This is a genomic window from Pradoshia sp. TA40_28 (genome assembly GCF_059694525.1).
On record NZ_JCATZO010000004.1, the window covers coordinates 71,961 to 90,694 of the forward strand.

The window sequence follows — 18,734 nt, forward strand, 5'->3', positions numbered from 1 at the left end:
TTCTATATTCTTTTTTACATTTTGTATATATCCCTCTGTCACCATCTAAGAGTTCTTTGCAGGGTTTCATTCCTCTCCTTTTTCTAGCAATATAGGGAAATATATGTATATAATACTATTAGGTTAACGATTTTAAAGTGTATTAATTAATGTAATCGTTTTCAAAGTATAGGGAGGTTTTTTATATTGCAAAGATTAGTAAATAAAGTAGCCATTATTACTGGAGGTACAGGAGGAATAGGGAAAGTAACTGCTAAACGCTTTTTAGAAGAAGGAGCAAAAGTTGTTTTAGTAGATTTATTCCAAGAATCTTTAGAAAACGCAAAAAAAGAATTAGAACCTTATGGTGAAGTTCTAGTCATTCAAGCTGACGTAACAAAAGAAGAAGATGTAAAAAACTATGTGAATAAAACGGTTGAGCACTTTGGAAAAATTGATGTTTTCTTTAATAATGCAGGTATTGAAGGTAAAGTAGCCCCAATAACTGAACAAAAGGTAGAAGACTTGGATAAAGTACTGGCTGTTAATGTTCGTGGCGTTTTCTTAGGACTAAAACACGTACTAACTGTTATGAAAGAGCAAGGTTCTGGAAGTGTTATAAACATGTCTTCAGTTGCTGGATTACATGGAAGTCCAAATGTAACACCTTATATTACATCTAAACACGCAGTGGTTGGATTAACAAAAGCATGTGCAGTAGAGGTAGCTCCTTATCAAATTCGTGTAAATTCTGTTCATCCCTCTCCTGTGAATACCAGAATGATGCGTTCTTTAGAAGAAGGATTTGCACCAGGCCAAGCTGAAGCCGCCAAAGTACAATTAGAAAAGTCTATTCCATTAGGTAGATATGGAGAATCAGAAGATATTTCAAATATTGTACTCTTCCTTGCTTCTGATGAAAGCACATTTATCACTGGCGTTCAATATCGTGTAGACGGCGGTATGGGAGCTTTATAACCCACATAGAATTTTAATAAAGTCAGTCCGTATTCTTTTGAAGGGACTGACTTTTTTTGTTCCCCCTGTATTCCCCGTATTTTACTAAGACTTTTATAGAGCTGATTTATACAGAAAAATCTAAAATACAAAATTTGTTGTCCCAGAAAATAATGATACATTATCGATCAGAGCTATTGATGTTGGAATTGTTCTACCTCCTTATGTTCTATCCATAGCAGGCTTATCTATCGACTTCCAGCAGAGGATCCCGAACTAAAACCACGCCTGCCGGTAAAAGCTGTTCGGGAAAAAGGTGAATTTGATACAGAAAACGCAACTTTTGAGGCTGAAAATGCCCCTTCGATTGGCGAAACATTCATTACCATTATTCCAGATAATCCACTCATGGCTTTTGGCAGTAGGTAATATGCTACAAATCATTTTCATGGCAGCTTTAATTGGATTCGCTTTAACCGCTTTAGGAAAAAAGACAGAAGGAATTGTAAAGCTAGTTGAACAAGGGAACGAATTGGTTATGTATCTCGTAACCTGGGTTATGAAATTAGCTCCATATGGAACTTTTGAACTTATTGCTTCAGCAATAGGAGAACAAGGCTATAGCACAATGAAAGCGATGGCATTATATATGATTGTCGTTGTACTTGACTAATCATTCATAATCTACTGGTTTATGGAGGAACCATTTTCTTCTTGGCACGTAAAAGTCCAATATGGTTCTTTAAAGGCTTTGTACAGGCTATGACGTAGGCTTCAGTACTTCCAGCAGTAATACAACTTTACCTCTATCCATGGAAGCCGCACAGGGCAATTTAGGAGTTACAAAAGAGATATCAAGCTTTGTTCAGCCTCTGGGTGCGACAATCAACATGGACGGAACAGCCATTATGTAGGATGTTTCCATCATATTTATCGCTCAAGTCTATGATGTAAATTTAACGTTTACAGCTTGGTTACCGTCGTGATAACGGCCATCCTTGCCAGTATCGGCACAGCAGGTGTACCAGATGTAGGACTGATTATGCTTGCTCTGGTACTAAGCTCCGTTAATTTACTTGTAGAAGGTATTGGCTTAATTCTTGGAATCGACCGTATTCTCGATATGGCGAGAACATCCGTCAATATTACAGTTGATGCAGCTTGTGTTGTCATGATTAACGAACAAGAAAAAAGAAAAGAAAATGTTACATAATCATAAATTCTAGTATGCTATTTTATATTTATAATCCTTATATCCGCTGCGGCTTTATTGAGAGAGGTCTCAGTGATAAGGCTGCAGTTTTCTTTTTGAATTTACAAAACTTATTCATGCTAACAAAGAAAAGCTGCAAATTCATAAAATATATTTATGGATTTACAGCTTTCTTGCATTTATACCTAATAACTCTTAATGTTTATGTGTATTATTCAATACTTAGAATAGAGATTTTTATGAGTTAAATCATCTGTTTCATTAAATGAGGCATTACGATTCATCAACAAGTCATGATTTAAATAAATCAGATATCACTATTAATTATTATTACCAACTTAGATCTGCGATTCTCTTCCTTGCTTTTGCCTGAAGAAAATTAATTTGTACATTATTATATATATGTTTATACTGCTCATAAATAATACGATTAATACGTAAATACTTGTATCCAAGGAGTTATCCCTTCAATCTCACCATATTCAAAAAATTAAAAGGCTAACAATAAAATAGGAATATTTCATAAAAATCCTTAATAACGATGTATTAGGTTGAATTTTACTTTCGAGGAATGTTTAACCTAATACATCAAATAATTTAATATTATTGAAATTTAGTTTGAAAGGCGTGAGATAATGAAACAACCAAAAATAAAAATATTCGGTCAAATATTTAATGTAATATCAATTGAGTTTGACAAGAAGACTGGTAATGTAAAAAAAATTGTTTATGAAATAAATGAACATAATCATCAAACAGTATATAAAAATAGTGAAATGGTTTCCAAATCGTTAACTTCTAGAATCAAAATTCAAGTGCCAACACGTCATCCTTACCATAATTATGCTTATGCACCTGACTTAGATAGTTTGCTTATAATGTAAAACAATAAACAATTAATTAATAAAACATAAAAAGAGAAGTTATTATTTGATATATGGATAAATATTCCCAAATATATTCTTTATTCCACTTTCAAAATCGTTTGATTCATCAATATACAAAACTCTTAAATTCTTTATAGCTCTTGAGCAAGAAACATATAGTAAATTTTTAATTTTTTCTAATTTTTGTTTTTCTCTATCCTCTAATAAGTGTGGTTCCAGAAAATTCCGAAAAAAGAAACTAAAATAATCTCGATCTCTTCCAAATGCATTTCCCATAATTATTATCACATTATCGAACTCCCGACCCTTTGTACCATGAAAAGTATGATAAATAACCCTATCTTCTTGTTTATCACTAATAAATTTATACCACATCTTATACTCATCCATGTTTATACCCAATAATTTATTTATAATAATGTTTGCACGATTAATATCGTCATCTGATTTATTATTAAATAACTTTGCTATAAGGTGATTTTTAAAAATTTCTATTGTGATATTTTCAATTCCAAAGGTCCAATCAATTATATTTTTATGATTTTCTTCATTACTTTCTGTATAGACGGTTGAGATAGCTTCTATATATTCACCAAGAGTTTTCCCGTTGATTTGTTTTAAAGTTTTAATTAGTTTCCTTAAATCATCTAATTTCATATCATCAAATAAGCTTACTTTTGGCGATATATCAATAACTGGAGTAATTCTATTAGCAAGATTACTATTAAGTTTTACAATATTAAATAATAACTTAGGAATTTCACCAAGTTTAGAAAAATCATTGCTTAAAAGTTCAGTATTCAGCTGGTTATAATTGAAACCATTATATTTATCTGTAGCCTTAAATACTTCATATATGTTTTTGAATCCACTATATTCAGCAACAATCTTATTTGTCAGAACTAAACAATGTAGTTTGTTTTTTTGATTTATATTCCATTCTTGGATGTAGGTATCTATAAAGTCCTGAACATCATTTGTAGTACCTTTATAAAACTTTACTCCTCCTCCTTCACAATCATTGTAAATTGATACTTGTTTAATATCATCGTTTCTAATTCTGTTAATAACTGTTATAACTTCCTTTGTTGACCTTCTATTAAACTCTTTATTAATTGGTTTTAAGCCTAAGTGAACTTCAGTTACTTTACTTCCGACGCCCTCCTCATATATATTTTGAGCAGTATCACCAAAATAACCTATGAAAATTTTATGATTAATATTTTTTGCATAATTCTCTAAAAGACTCATTATTAATACAATTTTTTCATTTGTATCCTGATATTCATCAATAAAAATATAAGGGTATTTATCAATTATAATTTGCTTCAATACATCATATTTTCCAATTATTATTAGACCATAATCTAACAATGTATCATGGCTAATTTGCATTCTATGAAGTTGGTCGATATTGTAAATCGAATTATATTCCACATTTCTATACCCATTCTTATTCATGGAAATATTCTCATAACATTCACTTAGCTGTTTTATTTTATATATTGTATTTACAATTTTTTTGAAATGACTTACGTTCTTTAATAAATCTGAGCATTGATTTAATAGAGTTTTAAATGCTATTTTTAGATCTGCTGCTTTGGAGTTATAATTTTCATAAAATAGTTCCTTATTATCAATCATCACCTTCATAAAGTTTTCTTTTTGGTCATTTTCTAATTTTTGAAATGATACATACTCCTCATCAATTTTTAATATGTGTTCTAACCTTAAAATATCTTCTTGTAACTTTTCTTTATGAATCTCAACCAATTCTTTTTGATAACCTTTAATAAGTCCCCAAATTCTATCATGTATTGTTGAAACCAGAACTAAATCTGTGTTACCTAACCTATCTTTTACTTCTTTAGTGGCAACATTTGTATATGTAATACAAACAATCTTTTGATTATGTTTTTTTAAATTTGTCCCATAGTTTCTTATTACGTATTTCAAGCTTTCAATAAGAGCATAGGTTTTCCCAGCACCCGCACCAGAATTAAAAATGATACTTTCACTTTTATTAATAGAATTAAATATTCTATTTAATGACTCTTGTTCTTTTTCTCTATTAATTGGGGATATTATTGATAAACTCATTATTATTTCTCCCCCTTTAATTTTCTACATAACCATGAAAATCCTAATTCAATATACATTGGCAACTGGGGAATCTCTCTGCCTTCAGTTCTAGTAATATAATGGAAGAGCAATTCATTAGCAAATTCACTTTTATTATTTGATAATTTTCTTTGCAGCTTGTACGAATTACCCTTAATATTATTTAAATTGCAATCTTCACCTACAATCTCCTTATATATCTTTGGCTTCATTTTTTTTAGTACAGTATTTAGTAATTTATTTTGATAGTTAGTTAAGATAAATGCCTCTTCAAAACTTGTTGCATAATAATCTTCAATTTTATCTTGATATGTAATAAACATGTTATTTATTTCAAAATTTAAAACATTTATTTCTTCTATCTTATTAGAAGCTCTATTATATTTTTTAATAGTTTCATTAGTTGTAACTCTGTTTTTTAAGTCAGATATTTGTTTAAAGTTGTCTTTTTCCTTATCATCTCTTTTTATATCTAAATCTGTAATTATTAGAGCAGGTACTTTTAGGACTTTTATTAAATCGTGGTAAACAAGTCCATGTGCCCCATCAATATTAAACACTGATATATAGTATTTATTTAAAATTTTATTATTATCAATATAAAATCTAATTAGAGTTTCTTCCGTCACACCTTCAACAAAAATAATAGCATCTGAAAAAAATAATTCAGAAACTTTATATTTAATATGTTTTTTTAGGAAATTAAGATCATTGTCTCTTGTATTACTTTCATTAGATATAATAATATCATCACGTAAACTAACTACATGAGTAAAATTATTTTTTACCGTAACGTAATTAATATTATTAAAAGTATTACCACTATGTATTTTACTGTTCAGTATATGAGAAGAATGTGTTGTGATGATTAACTGACTATTCACATTTTTATTTTTACTTTTTAGTAGAGAGGCTATTGCTTCATTAGTATTTTTTATAAATAACTCTTGCATTTGTGGATGCATAAATGTTTCAGGTTCTTCAATTGAAATTATATTCACTTTACTGTTAAAGGAATTCTCAGGGTATTTCTCCATATAGTCTATTAAATCAGCTATTATCATCATCAAATTGGTATATCCTAGCCCAAATTGATTCTCAGGTATGTTCATTTCACGCTCAACATATTCATATTTGATTAAATTATTCATCATTTTTTTAAATGTCAAATCTGCACTTAAAAGGACTTTAAGTTTATCATTCGATTCAATCTCTTCTAAAGACTCGTTGATACTATTTGTATGTTTTTCACTAATTAACTGAGTAAGATCTTCATTTATTTGACTTATTTTCAAACTTATATCATTTACTTCTTCTCCAAATAAGGTCTTATAACGGTATTCAATTATTTTGCTAAAAGCTTTCGACAAGCATTTTTCACTTTCAATATTATTTGCTTTAATCGGTCTCAATTCAATTAAATTTTTTATATTAAAATTACTTATTTTATCATTACCAGCATTGTAGTAGTTTATTTCAAAAATAGAATTATCTATCAGTTCTAGGTATTTTCTAAATAATACACCTAGATTATGATTTCTCTCTAATAACTTTTTCAAATCTGTAATGAAAACTTCCTCATCTTCTAATTCCACTTTTATATTAATTTCTAATTCAGAATTATTTACATCATCTAATCTCATAAAAGGAATAAGGTTTGTAATCAAATCATTGCTATTATCTTCAATTCCTATACAAATTTTAAATTGAAGATATGGTACTTCAATTTTATATTCGGATTTATCTACTACTGTTGAAAGTTGTAATTTATTCTTTTCTAGTAGATTTTTCAAGTATAAATAATTAAAATCGTTTGATTTAAATATTTCTTTGTTATTGTTCATAAGATAATCTAATGCTTTAACAATTGTTGTTTTTCCACAATTATTCTTTCCTACTATTAAAGTTGTAGTCGGAGCAATATTGATCTCCTCTTCATCTTTTTGTTCTTGATAACTTTTAGGATCAACGAATTCTATCTTGTTATTTTCTATTCCGAACTTTCTAAAGTTGATAACTGTTAAACTTTTCAAAAACATAATATCCCTCCATTTTTAATACCACCACTCAAATTATGTCTAACAGAATTATATCAGATATTTTTACCTTATAAACCAATATATGGTTATATATAAAATTTAAAAAGGCGAAAACTACGTAGTTTTCACCAATAAAAATTGTCGATAAAAGGCAATTAGAATGTCCCTATCTTTTAGCGATATATTGATACAAGTGATTGCTTTTGGCTAATTCATCGCTATCCAATAAAGTGTATTGTGTTTATCTATTATATTCAGGTAACCTCCCGTTCTTTGTATGCACTAAAAAGGACACAAATGCTTGATCCTATTAATATATTTTAGGATTAGATTTTCTTTTATGGGGCTAAGTTTCTAATTATTGTATTACAATTTGTACCATCAAAATTCACATGATAGTTAGACCTTCTATATACACCATGCAAACCTATATGCCCTTGTACAGTGTCGAATCTTTTTAACCAACCAGCGTTAGTATGTAATTTTTCGGTTAATGGTCTTGGGTGTTGATGAGAGTTATTCAAACCATATGAGTAAATATGGTAATTCCATCTTAAGCATTTAGGTAAAGGTACTAAAGTAGGTTTAACCCCGCCATGATGAGTAACTATAAGATTATTAAACTTCATTTCTCCTATGGAAGGTATATACTTATATTTAGCATCCCCTGGTAGTAAGGTCTCCCTCACACACTCTCTATTATTATTAATATATATAAATGCTAAACCAGAATCATTTATAGTATTCCCATTACATTTCAATATTTGTCCAGCGTTAAAAGATAAACTATCTAAATTTTCTGGCCATATAAATAGATTCCCTTTTTTACATATTGCTTCAGCGGTAGCTAGTGCATCAGCGGACAATTTTTGTCTTGGAACTATCCAATCCGACTCTTCAAACGAAGAAAATTTCCTGATAGATTTCCAATGATCTCCATCCCAATGTGACAATACAATTGGAGGAGAGTCACAATTACAAAGTTCTAAATCAGATGGATAGGTTAAACTTTCTTTCCCATATCCCCCACCTAAATCAAAGTAAAGTTGAGGTTTTCCTATAACATCACAAATAGCATTACAACTACCTTGCCCAACGTTATAAATCGCTAAAAAATTGTAATTCCTGCCATCCAGTTTATTTTTAATCTCTTCAGCAGTTGAATCCAGTAAATCATCTAGTGAAAATTTTTTATGTAATTTCCTACCAAATGTTGAACGACCGTCAATAAATTGAATATCATCTAATTCCATAAATATACTATTATTATCCATTATAGAATTATAAAAAATCACATCTCCTTCTACACTTTCATTTAATTTTAATTTAAACCATTGATTTAATCTTAAATTTAAATCATAAGCGTTTGGTAAATGTTTAATTCCTACCTCAATGTAATGAGATGGGATTTCAGATAATAAAACTTGATCATTTAACCATATATCATTATCTAAATATAACCCTAAATACGATTCCGGGATAATATTTAAGACTAATTTATCCTTTTCATTAACTGCGATCGCAGATCCATAATATTCCACCTCATCAACCTTTCTACACATAAAAAATTCAGCTTTATTAAAATAATATATTATAACTTAACTTATATACAATATATTTATTGAATTTATATACACATTTGGTAGGTATAGGTATTCTTGTTCGGCTGGAAAAATCCGAAAAACCGGACATTGTTTAACCTTTATTTAACTTGTAAAATCGTCTGTAATTTGTGTAAACAAATAGATAAATTGAACAATTCCCGTTATTTTACTAAGTAAACCTCATGAGAAAATGACTCAAATCCTTCTGTATAAGGATTTGAGTCGCTTTAAATTCCGTTCAAAATAAAACCCTTCTGAACACTTAAACATCCCAGAAGAAATTCAAACTCCCCCCTGACAACTTAGAAGATCACTTTTCTATCCAGCTGATCTAATTACTCCTCCCGCCCCACATTAAAATACCTCGCCTCCGGATGCGAAAAGACCATTGCCGAGACAGATGCTTCGGGATTCATCATAAACCCTTCCGTCAATTGAATTCCAATGTCTTCAGGCTTGAGCAACCTGAAGAGCTTTTCCTGATCTTCCAGATTCGGGCAGGCTGGGTAGCCAAATGAGTAACGCTGGCCTGTATATTTGGCGCTTAGTCGTTCTTTCATGGTCATGTCGATAGGGTCATGGATTCCCCAGGCGTCTCTCATGAGTTGGTGGACTCGTTCGGCTAACCCTTCGGCACATTCGAGCGCGAGTGATTGGATGACATGGCTTTTTAAATACTGTCCTTCTTTTTTCCATCTTTCCGCTATTTCCTTGACACCTTTACCGCCTGTGACAATCATTAATCCGACATAATCTTGGACACTTGACTCCTGATCTTTTACATAATCAGATAAACATAGATAAGGCTTTTTGGATTGCCTTGGAAAATCAAATGTTTCGAGCACTTCATCTGGATTGGCTGGAGAACATATTTTCAACATTTCACCATCACTTTTCGCTGGGAAAAATTGATACATAGCCGATAATTTAATCTGGTTGTTCTCAAGGATTTCATCCACTATAGCGGCAAGTTCCACTAATTTAGGATTCTCTTCCTCAAATAACCGCGCCACTTTCCCCTTCATTCCGAGGTGATGTCCGAATAACATCTGTTTATTCACATATGGATACACTTGAGATAGTGGGTAATCCTGCAGTACATGCCTGTGTAAATCTTCAGGAGCAGGAACATTCTCTTGATCCTTCACTGTTTTTTCTCGTTTTTCTTCTACTTGGATACTTCTGTTTTTCTCAAATGAAATGACTTCTGCCTGCTTAACCGCTTCTGCCTCTAATTGTGCAAGGAATGAAGGTCTTTTTTCTTCATCATGAAGCTGATTGATTAAATCCAGCCCGTTCATGGCATCTTTTGCATAAAAGACAGGACCCTTATACTCCGGAGCGATTCGTCCCCTTGTAAATTTTCTGGTAAGAGCCGCTCCTCCAACCACAATCGGCACATCGATCTCTGCTTCTCTTAAATCCTGTGCGGTAATCACCATTTGCTGGGCCGATTTTACGAGCAAACCGGACAAACCGATAATGGTCGGATTTTCTTTCCGTATGGATTCAATCAAGGTTTGCGGAGCCACTTTAATTCCTAGGTCTATGACTTCATATCCATTATTGCTCATGATGATATCCACGAGATTCTTACCGATATCATGCACATCACCTTTCACGGTGGCGAGTACCATTTTTCCTTTTGTTGACGTCTTGCCTGTTGTCGCCATCAAAGGCTCCAGCTGGGAAACAGCCGCTTTCATCGCTTCTGCGCTTTGTAATACCTCGGCCACGATTAATTGATTATCATTAAATAGTTCTCCCACTTTCGCCATACCGGCCATTAAAGGACCATTAATGATATCTAGAGGCTCCATCCCCGTTTGCAGAGCTTCTTCAATATCCTCCTTTAACCCATCCTTCGTTCCTTCAATAATATATTCAGGAAGCCGCTCCAGTAATGGCAGCTTCTCTTTTGTCTCCTTTTGAACCGGCTTTTTCGTTCTGTAAAAGGCAACAAATTCAGCTAAAGATTCTTCTGAGTTATGAAATAATAAATTCTCTGATAATCGAATTTCCTCTTCAGGGATTAAAGCAAACCGCGTTAATTTCTCGGTATTAACAATGGCGTAATCCAGGCCAGCTTTCGTACAGTGATATAAATAAACGGCATTCAGAACCTCTCGTCCCTCATTCGGCAGCCCAAACGATACATTACTAATGCCTAAAATCGTTAATGATCGCGGAAGCTCTTTTTTAATCGCTGCTAGTCCCTTTACCGTCTCTGCCGCGCCTTCGCGGTATTGTTCATCACCAGTTCCAACCGGAAATACGAGCGGATCAAAAATGATATCCTCCGGCTCGATTCCGTACTTTTTCGTTAATAGTTGATACGATCTGCGTGCAACCGCTAGTTTACGTTCTTCCGTTACGGCCATGCCTTGTTCATCAATTGTTCCCACAACTAAAGCAGCACCATACTGTTTAGCAAGTGGCACAATCTTCTCAAAACGTTCTTCCCCATCTTCTAAATTGATTGAATTAATAATTGCTTTTCCCTGAGAATGACATAGTGCCCTCTCAATGACTAATTCATCCGTTGAATCAATGACAAAGGGTACTTTAATTTTTTTAGCCGCTTCTTTCATGAATGCTTCCATATCAGATACTTCATCGCTATCCGGGTCAGCAAGACATACATCAATTACATGAGCTCCCTTTTTAACTTGCTGTCTGGCAATCTCGGAGGCTTCTTCGAACTTTTTATCTTTAATCAGATTTTTAAACTTTCTGGACCCAATCACATTTGTCCGTTCCCCTACGAATAAAGGTCTCATCGAATCATCATAAATCAAGGCTTCTATACCGGAGACAGCATGCATAGACTGCTTACCTTTTATCCTTCTCGGTTCTATTCTACTAACAGCTTCCTTAATAGCGCGGATATGGTAGGGAGTCGTTCCGCAGCAGCCGCCGACCAAATTAATCCATCCTTTTTCAGCAAATTGCTTAATTTTCTTACTGAGTGAAGATGGCGTTTCGTTATACTGGCCATTTTCATCTGGTAATCCGGCATTCGGATAACAACTTACATGGGCAGTGCTTAACTCAGATAAAGACCTGATATGCTCAGCCATGAACTCGGGACCCGTTGCACAATTAAGTCCAATCGCAAGGGGCTTCATATGCGTGATTGATATATAAAAAGCTTCAATGGTTTGTCCTGCAAGAGTGGTTCCCATTGGTTCAATCGTTCCTGAAATGATTAACGGCACTTCTCTTCCCAAAGTCGAGAATGCTTTTTGCATTCCGATATAAGCCGCTTTCACATTTAGTAAGTCCTGTGACGTTTCCAAAAGTAGCACATCAACTCCGCCATCCAGTAACCCCTTCGTTTGTTCTTCATAAGACTCTGCCAATTGTTCAAAAGTGGCTCCACCTGTGACGGATAGGGTTTTAGTGGTAGGTCCCATTGAACCAGCAACAAAGCGAGGGCTGTCAGAAGTGTCAAATTGATTAACAGCTTTTCGTGCCAATTGGGCCGATTGTTTATTAAGCTGATAAGCCAGATGGCCAAGATTGTATTCATCTAAGACAATTGGCGTTGCACCGAACGTGTTTGTTTCAATAATGTCCGCTCCCGCTGCCAAATATTCTTCATGGATGGATTGGATTATATCGGGACGGGTGATCGATAAGTACTCATTGCACCCATCGTATTGTTCTCCGCCAAAATCCTCCTCTGTTAAATTATGTGCCTGAATCATAGTTCCCATTGCTCCATCCAGAATCACAATTCTTTCACCTAATAAGTCTTTTAATCTTTCTGCTTTCATAATAAATGCACTTCCCTATTGACAACTGATTTTTGTTCCTTGATGTATCGCACTAAACGCCCGCTTAATTCATATTTCATAAAAGGTGTAATAATATAAATTCCATTAAATAATTCCTTTGCGGCATCCACTAATTCTTTTGATATGGCGAAGCTTTCACGTGCGCAACTCTCTTGATCAGCACCCGCCCTTTCCATTGCTGTCCGAACATGCGCCGGCAATGATATTCCAGGGACTTCATTATGTAAAAACTCTGCATTCCTATGACTCGTTAAAGGCATGATGCCAATAAATATCGGCTTCGTAATATGCCTGGTTGCTGCGTATACTTCCTCTAATTTTTCGATACTGAATACTGGCTGGGTCAGAAAATAATCTGCACCTGCCTGAATCTTCTTCTCCATTCGCTGTACAGCTTTATCTATGTACTTTACATGTGGGTTAAAGGCTGCAGCAACTTCGAAATTTGCCCGGCTTCCTAACGATTTTCCGGAATAGGATCGGCCTTCATTCAATTGCTTGATTAATGAAATTAAGTCCATAGAAGAGAGATCATATACGGAAGTCGCTCCTGGAAAATCTCCAATTTTTGAAGGATCACCTGTCACGACTAAAACCTCAGATAATCCGAGGGAATGCATCCCCATTAAATGCGATTGCAAGCCAATCAGATTATGATCCCTACAAGTTAAATGGACAAGGGGCAATGTATTTAACTTAACTTGTAAAATGGAAGCTACGGCCAGATTCGATATTCTCGGGGAAGCCAATGAATTATCCGCAAGGGTAATCGCATCAGTACCTGAATCTAATAAATACTGGCTTCCTCTCAAAAACTCTTCTAGCCCAAGTGTCTTCGGTGGGTCCAGTTCAACGATGACGGTCGTTTGTCTTTTAGCTTTACTTGAAATTGTATCAGGCCCTGTTCGGTTAAGGTGAATGCCTTCATAAGAGAAAGGTTGATTTTTCGGCTCGGCTACAAAATCTTTTTCCTTAACAGGAAGAAGACCCTCGATCCCTTTACGTATGGCTTGAATATGTGCAGGCGTCGTCCCACAACATCCCCCTAACAGGCGTACGCCCTGCTTCGCAAGCTGTCTGGAGCTGTTGATGAAATAGTCAGCTTCTGTTGAATAGACATATCTTCCATCAGACAAATCAGGTAAGCTAGCATTCGGGTATGCTGCATAATACGTATCTTTTAAAAGCGGCACTTCTTCATACGATTGAATCATATGGTACGGGCCCATCCGGCAATTAATCCCGACGACATCGGCTCCTTCCTTTTTTAAAAGAGAAAACGCCTCACTGACATGCATTCCATTTTGCAATAGACCTGTTTCATGCAGGGAAATATTCGTGATAAAAGGAAGATGGCTGTTTTTTCTTCCTACTTCTAAGACCATTAGTAATTCTTCTAAATCATAATAAGTTTCCAGTAAAATTCCGTCTGGTTCTTCCTTCAATAAAGCGAGCAGCTGCTCTTCAAAATATGCCTTAATTTCATTTAATGTTAATTCCGACTTTCTAAAGCTCCGCAATCCCCCGATTGTCCCAATGACAAAGGTATTCGGGTCAGCAGCTTCTTTGGCCAGTTTCATTCCGGCCCCATTAATCTTGAAAACTTCCCTTTCGAGGCCATACCTTTTTAATTTATGGAAATTTGCACCGAATGTATTGGATTGAATGATATCAGCACCCGCCCCAATATAACTTCTGTGCATCTTTTTGATTTGATCAGGATCTGTCAGATTAAGTTCTTCAAAACAGCTATCAATTCCAAAAGAATATAAAAGTGTACCACTCGCCCCATCTGCAACCAGAATTTTTTCATCTAACGTCTCCAAAAGATTCACTGTCTTTCCCCCCTAATTTGGTAAAGTGAATGGATGATGAGGAAAACAGACTAATAGAAAAGAGCTTTCATTATATGAAAGCCCTTTTCCTAAGGTCTCTCATCTTTCAAGCAATGCTTGCTGGATTTAGCACCTTGGACTTTAGAATCCAGGTTGCTGAGATTTCAACGGGCCAGTCCCTCCATCTCTCTAGATAAGAATATGAAATTATATATTTACCTAATTTACTATAAATTTTCAGTTATTTCAATCTATTTAGATAATTAATTTGATAGAGTTAGCCATTTATTTTTTTGGGTATGTTACGTATAGGAGTGATGATAAATGAAAGAGATCTTAACCAATCAATTTAAAAATCCAACTGGTGTACTTGGAAAACTAGCTGGTAAAATCATGGCCTATGAAAATGAAGAATTGTATGAATGGACATTTGCTCAATTATCTATTAAACCGAATGATACGCTGCTTGAAATTGGGTTTGGCCCCGGGGAAGGAATGCATATCCTTTTTGAAAAACACCCGACCGTTCAAATCGATGGAGTTGACCCATCTGAAGAAATGGTTAAAAACGCAAGCAAACGAAATCAGGAACAACTCGACCGCAATCAGCTTCGTTTATTTAATGGAACTGTACTCGAATTGCCCAGTCCAATGGTGTACGATAACATTTTTAGCGTAAACAGTTATCCATTATGGGATAACCAGGAAGCTTGCATTCAAAAAATACATTCCTTATTAAAAGAGAATGGCGGCCTTACAATCACAGTGCAACCGAGACAGGAAGAGGCAACGGAAGAACAGGCTCATCAATATGCGGAAGAAATTAAAGAGGTTCTTACGAAGACAGGATTTAAATCTGTTAGAGTTCAAACGAAACCAATGAAACCCTGCTTATCCATCAATGTTACGGCCACTAAGTAGCCTTTTATCGAATAGGTAAATAAATCGATGCATCTTATGACATTCCATATGTTTGTCACTCGATAAAAAAGGCGAACATCAATTGGCTCCCTAGTACAGTTTTGATTGAATTTCTATTATTTAGGGTATAGTATAAACATATAAACATATAGTAAAAAAACCAGAGAGCTGGTAACTCCCTGGTGCAACTAACAAGCGAGTGGTATGCAAATTAGTTAGTTCTTAGGAGAACCACCCTTATGCTTTGGTCGGCGCGGGGTGGTTTTTCGTTTGCCCTTAAGCTTGAGATTGGCGAATCGCGTGGCGATGCCTGCAGCAAAAGTTGTTAAGAAAATCATGGCTACATCTTTTGCCAGAGCTATAAGAAAATCCATTGGTATATCACCTCCCCTCACTTGTTATAAGGAAAAGAAGGCGCATACCACCCGCACCATATAGTTGCATGAAAATTATACCATATCCATTGTTAATGACATAATCGCCTTCGGTTGTCTTTTCAGAGCCTTTCTTCATTTCTAATAAGAATGACAATTTCTATTGATTTGAGACTATGAATGTGACTGCATTCAATCCGAAAAGTATACAAGTTGGATTTTCATGCAGCTTCCAAAAAAAATAGGTGTCCGTAAACCATTATGGCTTACAGACACCTATCTACGATTTCGAACTTTTTATTTTTCTATATTCTCCAAACTTAAATAAAACTGCAATGATCGCTAGCCATGCACAGCCTGCAATAAAACCGGCAATAACATCACTCGGAAAATGAACCCCCAAGTAGATTCGGCTGTATCCAATCGTTAAAATCATGAATGTACAAATTGCATAGACACCTAATCGGACCGGCCAGCTCTTGGTGATTCTGGTTGTTATGATCATCAGTGCCCCATATAGGATGAAAGAGGACATAGCATGGCCACTCGGAAAACTAAAACTATTTACCTCAACCAATGGATTTAACGAAGGTCTCTCTCGTTGGAAAATCCATTTTAAATAATGGTTCACATAACCACCTGACAATGTCACGGTAGTTAAAAAGACAACACTTAAAGGACGTTTTTTAAACAATAAAAACAAAGAGAAAATGATAACCAACAGGATATTGCCTTTTACTGAACCTAAATTCGTTATAAAAATAAGCACTTTTGTGCTCAGTTCATTAATACTGCCCTGAACCTCCTGAATAATCATCATATCAAACTGATAAAGTTCATTATCATTTAATTTATCTGCAATATCGACAAATAAGAGCGTACAGACAATAAAGAGGGTAATCAACACGAAAAAGGATATAAAATGAATATTTAAAAAGGTATTCGTATGCTTCTTCAATTTTCGCCCCCCTCTATTTGATCCTAATGAATAAACTCCATAAACTCATCCCATTTTAGAGTCTACATAGGTTTTGACATGTTGTTGGAATGCTGAATAGGCCTCTGCCTCTTCTCTATAAACTTGCCTTTCCCCAAAGCTAACATGTAGTGTGTCCAAATTTAACTGAATAACCGTTTCGTATTCATACGTTGCATTACCAATTAAATCAACCCAAGTTTTATCCTGCAAATCATGAACCTGACACTGTACCATTCCACCTGGATTATAAACATGCAAGACTGCTTCATCCTCGAGGTCGTCAACCCATTTAGTCACGAGGCTGGAGGCTGACATGGCCGTTCCACAGGCATTCGTAAAGCCCACTCCTCGTTCAAACGTACGAACAAAAATGGCCCCCTCCTCCAGACGAGAAACGAAGCTGACATTTACACCATCTGTAAACCATTCATTCTCTCCATTCAGCTTAGTTGCTATTTTTTCTTGCTTATCTGAATGAATGACCTCTTTATCAACCAGACTGATTAAATGAGGATTTGGTACAGATAAAGTTGTAAACATAAGGTTCTCATCAATAAAAGGTAAGCGCTGGTTGATGATTTCGTCCAATTCCGTATTCATCGGCAAGGCACTGGTTGCTTTGATGACCGGAGATATTTCGACTCGGTATGTAGGGATATCCTTATACATGTCAGGCTCTTTCGTTACCTGCAGATTGGCTTTCATGGTCTCAATCAACAGATTATTTTTCTGTAATTTTTCCTGGACATATCGCCCAACACAGCGGAGGCCATTCCCACACATGGAAGCTTCCGAACCATCTGCATTAAAGACTCTCATTCTAGCATCTGCTGACTCACTGTTCATCACAAAGAGAATCCCATCTGCTCCCTCTGTGCCACTGCGCTTACACATATTGATAGCTAATTGGCTTCGTTCCGGATCTGATAATGGCAGCTTGGTCTCCATTTCATCGATTAAATAAAAATCATTATTGGAACCATGTACCTTAATTATATTGATATCCATTTTCCTGCTCCCTTCAAACAACTTTCATCTACCATCTATATCACCATTATAAAACATAATGGGCAAAGAGCTAAAGTTTATCCTCTTTGTGATGTGATTTAGTGGTTAATGATTTTGCTGTTGGAGGTAATCGATACAATAACAATACCCTATTCTTTTTTCATCTTCTGTCGCTCCCTCCGTAAACGTGAGGGAGGGTGTATTAGGATCAAGGAAATGTTGACTATAATAGGTGGGCATCCATCCGCTTGAATAGTGCACAATATTTCGCTGATTATAAGTTTGTTTGACCATAAATTCTGCCCCATGCCTGATTTCCCCGCCATATTGCCGGATACCATAAGAATTGGTTACATGGCTTGTACTCCTTTTCCCTAACTGTTTTGATTGCTGATACGTCCCTATTTGTTCCTGTTCGGCTGTTAGAATATCAATTGAACCATTTAATCCAAAATGGCTTCGATATTCACATAAAACGGTGCCCTGGCTATCTAATAAAACATATCTTCTTGGTAAAAAAATGAGTAGAAAGGCTGGCACGACCCACATCCAAATATTTTCTCGTTTATCTCGCAGAACGCCAACCAAATCCCCTTCCGTTGAGAAAATGGTCATATGAAGCGTAGGCGCAGGTAAAAATCCAAGAAAATACTGACCGTCTTTTAGTGGCGAGCTAGCTTTTTCAAGTTCTTTCTCTTTAGCTCCAGGGAGTTTCTTCATTCTGTATTTTAACCTGGCATTTCGATTGACTGAGAATAGAACCAGTACACTAAATGGTAATGTTATGATTGCGGCAAGAATAATATCCAATCCAATTAGCCAAGTAAGTAAAAAACAGAGGAGACCGACTACAAAGTATGCAACTAATTCTGCTGTATATATACTATAAATTTTTTGGTAATAATGCTTAGTAGTCAAAGAGTTTTCACCGCCAATTCTATAAGCCTTCACTAACCATCTATACATTCTATGTAGGGCACGTCCAAAATAGTAATTAGAAATAAAAAAAGACCCGGC

Annotated in this window: 12 protein-coding genes, 1 pseudogene and 1 riboswitch; of the genes and pseudogenes, 4 read left to right on the plus strand and 9 right to left on the minus strand. The window is 34.9% G+C overall.

Annotated elements, in window-relative coordinates:
- Positions 1–186: 186 nt before the first annotated feature.
- The 3 genes and pseudogenes from AC58NB_RS06310 (at position 187) to AC58NB_RS06320 (ending at position 3,033) form a co-directional block, all read left to right on the plus strand.
- Positions 187–957, plus strand: a complete 771-nt coding sequence (locus tag AC58NB_RS06310) for an SDR family NAD(P)-dependent oxidoreductase (RefSeq protein WP_497425983.1) — start codon at positions 187–189, stop codon at positions 955–957.
- A gap of 294 nt (positions 958–1,251) precedes the next feature.
- Positions 1,252–2,149, plus strand: a pseudogene (locus tag AC58NB_RS06315) (dicarboxylate/amino acid:cation symporter); the annotation flags it as partial.
- A 635-nt stretch (positions 2,150–2,784) separates the two neighbouring features.
- Positions 2,785–3,033 (plus strand): hypothetical protein, encoded by a 249-nt coding sequence (locus AC58NB_RS06320; protein ID WP_497425984.1) that lies wholly within the window; start codon positions 2,785–2,787, stop codon positions 3,031–3,033.
- 42 nt (positions 3,034–3,075) lie between these two features.
- Here AC58NB_RS06320 and AC58NB_RS06325 read toward each other — a convergent pair whose 3' ends face one another.
- The 5 genes from AC58NB_RS06325 to AC58NB_RS06345 form a co-directional block, all read right to left on the minus strand.
- On the minus strand, positions 3,076–5,136 hold the full coding sequence (locus AC58NB_RS06325; RefSeq protein ID WP_497425985.1) for a UvrD-helicase domain-containing protein: 2,061 nt from the start codon (positions 5,134–5,136) through the stop codon (positions 3,076–3,078).
- Between the two features lie 2 nt (positions 5,137–5,138).
- On the minus strand, positions 5,139–7,196 hold the full coding sequence (locus AC58NB_RS06330) for an ATP-dependent nuclease (protein WP_497425986.1): 2,058 nt from the start codon (positions 7,194–7,196) through the stop codon (positions 5,139–5,141).
- A 338-nt stretch (positions 7,197–7,534) separates the two neighbouring features.
- Positions 7,535–8,758: a ComEC/Rec2 family competence protein gene (locus tag AC58NB_RS06335; protein WP_497425987.1), complete on the minus strand. Its 1,224-nt coding sequence runs from the start codon at positions 8,756–8,758 to the stop codon at positions 7,535–7,537.
- Positions 8,759–9,135: 377 nt separating this feature from the next.
- Complete coding sequence (gene metH / locus AC58NB_RS06340) at positions 9,136–12,579, minus strand: methionine synthase (protein ID WP_497425988.1); 3,444 nt, start codon at positions 12,577–12,579, stop codon at positions 9,136–9,138.
- Positions 12,576–14,435 carry a bifunctional homocysteine S-methyltransferase/methylenetetrahydrofolate reductase gene (locus AC58NB_RS06345; RefSeq protein ID WP_497425989.1) on the minus strand — a complete coding sequence of 620 codons (1,860 nt, stop codon included), beginning with the start codon at positions 14,433–14,435 and terminating at the stop codon, positions 12,576–12,578. The genes metH and AC58NB_RS06345 overlap by 4 nt, the downstream gene beginning before the upstream one ends.
- A 96-nt stretch (positions 14,436–14,531) precedes the next feature.
- A riboswitch (SAM riboswitch) is annotated at positions 14,532–14,635 on the minus strand.
- A 124-nt stretch (positions 14,636–14,759) separates the two neighbouring features.
- On the opposite strand from AC58NB_RS06345, the gene AC58NB_RS06350 reads away from it, so the two are divergent.
- The gene (locus AC58NB_RS06350; RefSeq protein ID WP_497425990.1) at positions 14,760–15,356 is read left to right on the plus strand and encodes an SAM-dependent methyltransferase; all 597 of its coding nucleotides are present in this window, start codon (positions 14,760–14,762) and stop codon (positions 15,354–15,356) included.
- Positions 15,357–15,571: 215 nt separating this feature from the next.
- Here AC58NB_RS06350 and AC58NB_RS06355 read toward each other — a convergent pair whose 3' ends face one another.
- The 4 genes from AC58NB_RS06355 to AC58NB_RS06370 form a co-directional block, all read right to left on the minus strand.
- Positions 15,572–15,730, minus strand: coding sequence for a hypothetical protein (locus tag AC58NB_RS06355; RefSeq protein ID WP_497425991.1), 159 nt, complete (start codon positions 15,728–15,730; stop codon positions 15,572–15,574).
- 280 nt (positions 15,731–16,010) lie between these two features.
- Positions 16,011–16,688: a phosphatase PAP2 family protein gene (locus AC58NB_RS06360; protein WP_497425992.1), complete on the minus strand. Its 678-nt coding sequence runs from the start codon at positions 16,686–16,688 to the stop codon at positions 16,011–16,013.
- A 45-nt stretch (positions 16,689–16,733) separates the two neighbouring features.
- A complete protein-coding gene (gene dapF, locus AC58NB_RS06365; RefSeq protein WP_497425993.1) occupies positions 16,734–17,717 on the minus strand; it encodes a diaminopimelate epimerase in 984 nt (327 codons plus the stop codon).
- 105 nt (positions 17,718–17,822) lie between these two features.
- Positions 17,823–18,683 (minus strand): hypothetical protein, encoded by an 861-nt coding sequence (locus tag AC58NB_RS06370; protein WP_497425994.1) that lies wholly within the window; start codon positions 18,681–18,683, stop codon positions 17,823–17,825.
- Between the last annotated feature and the right edge of the window lie 51 nt (positions 18,684–18,734).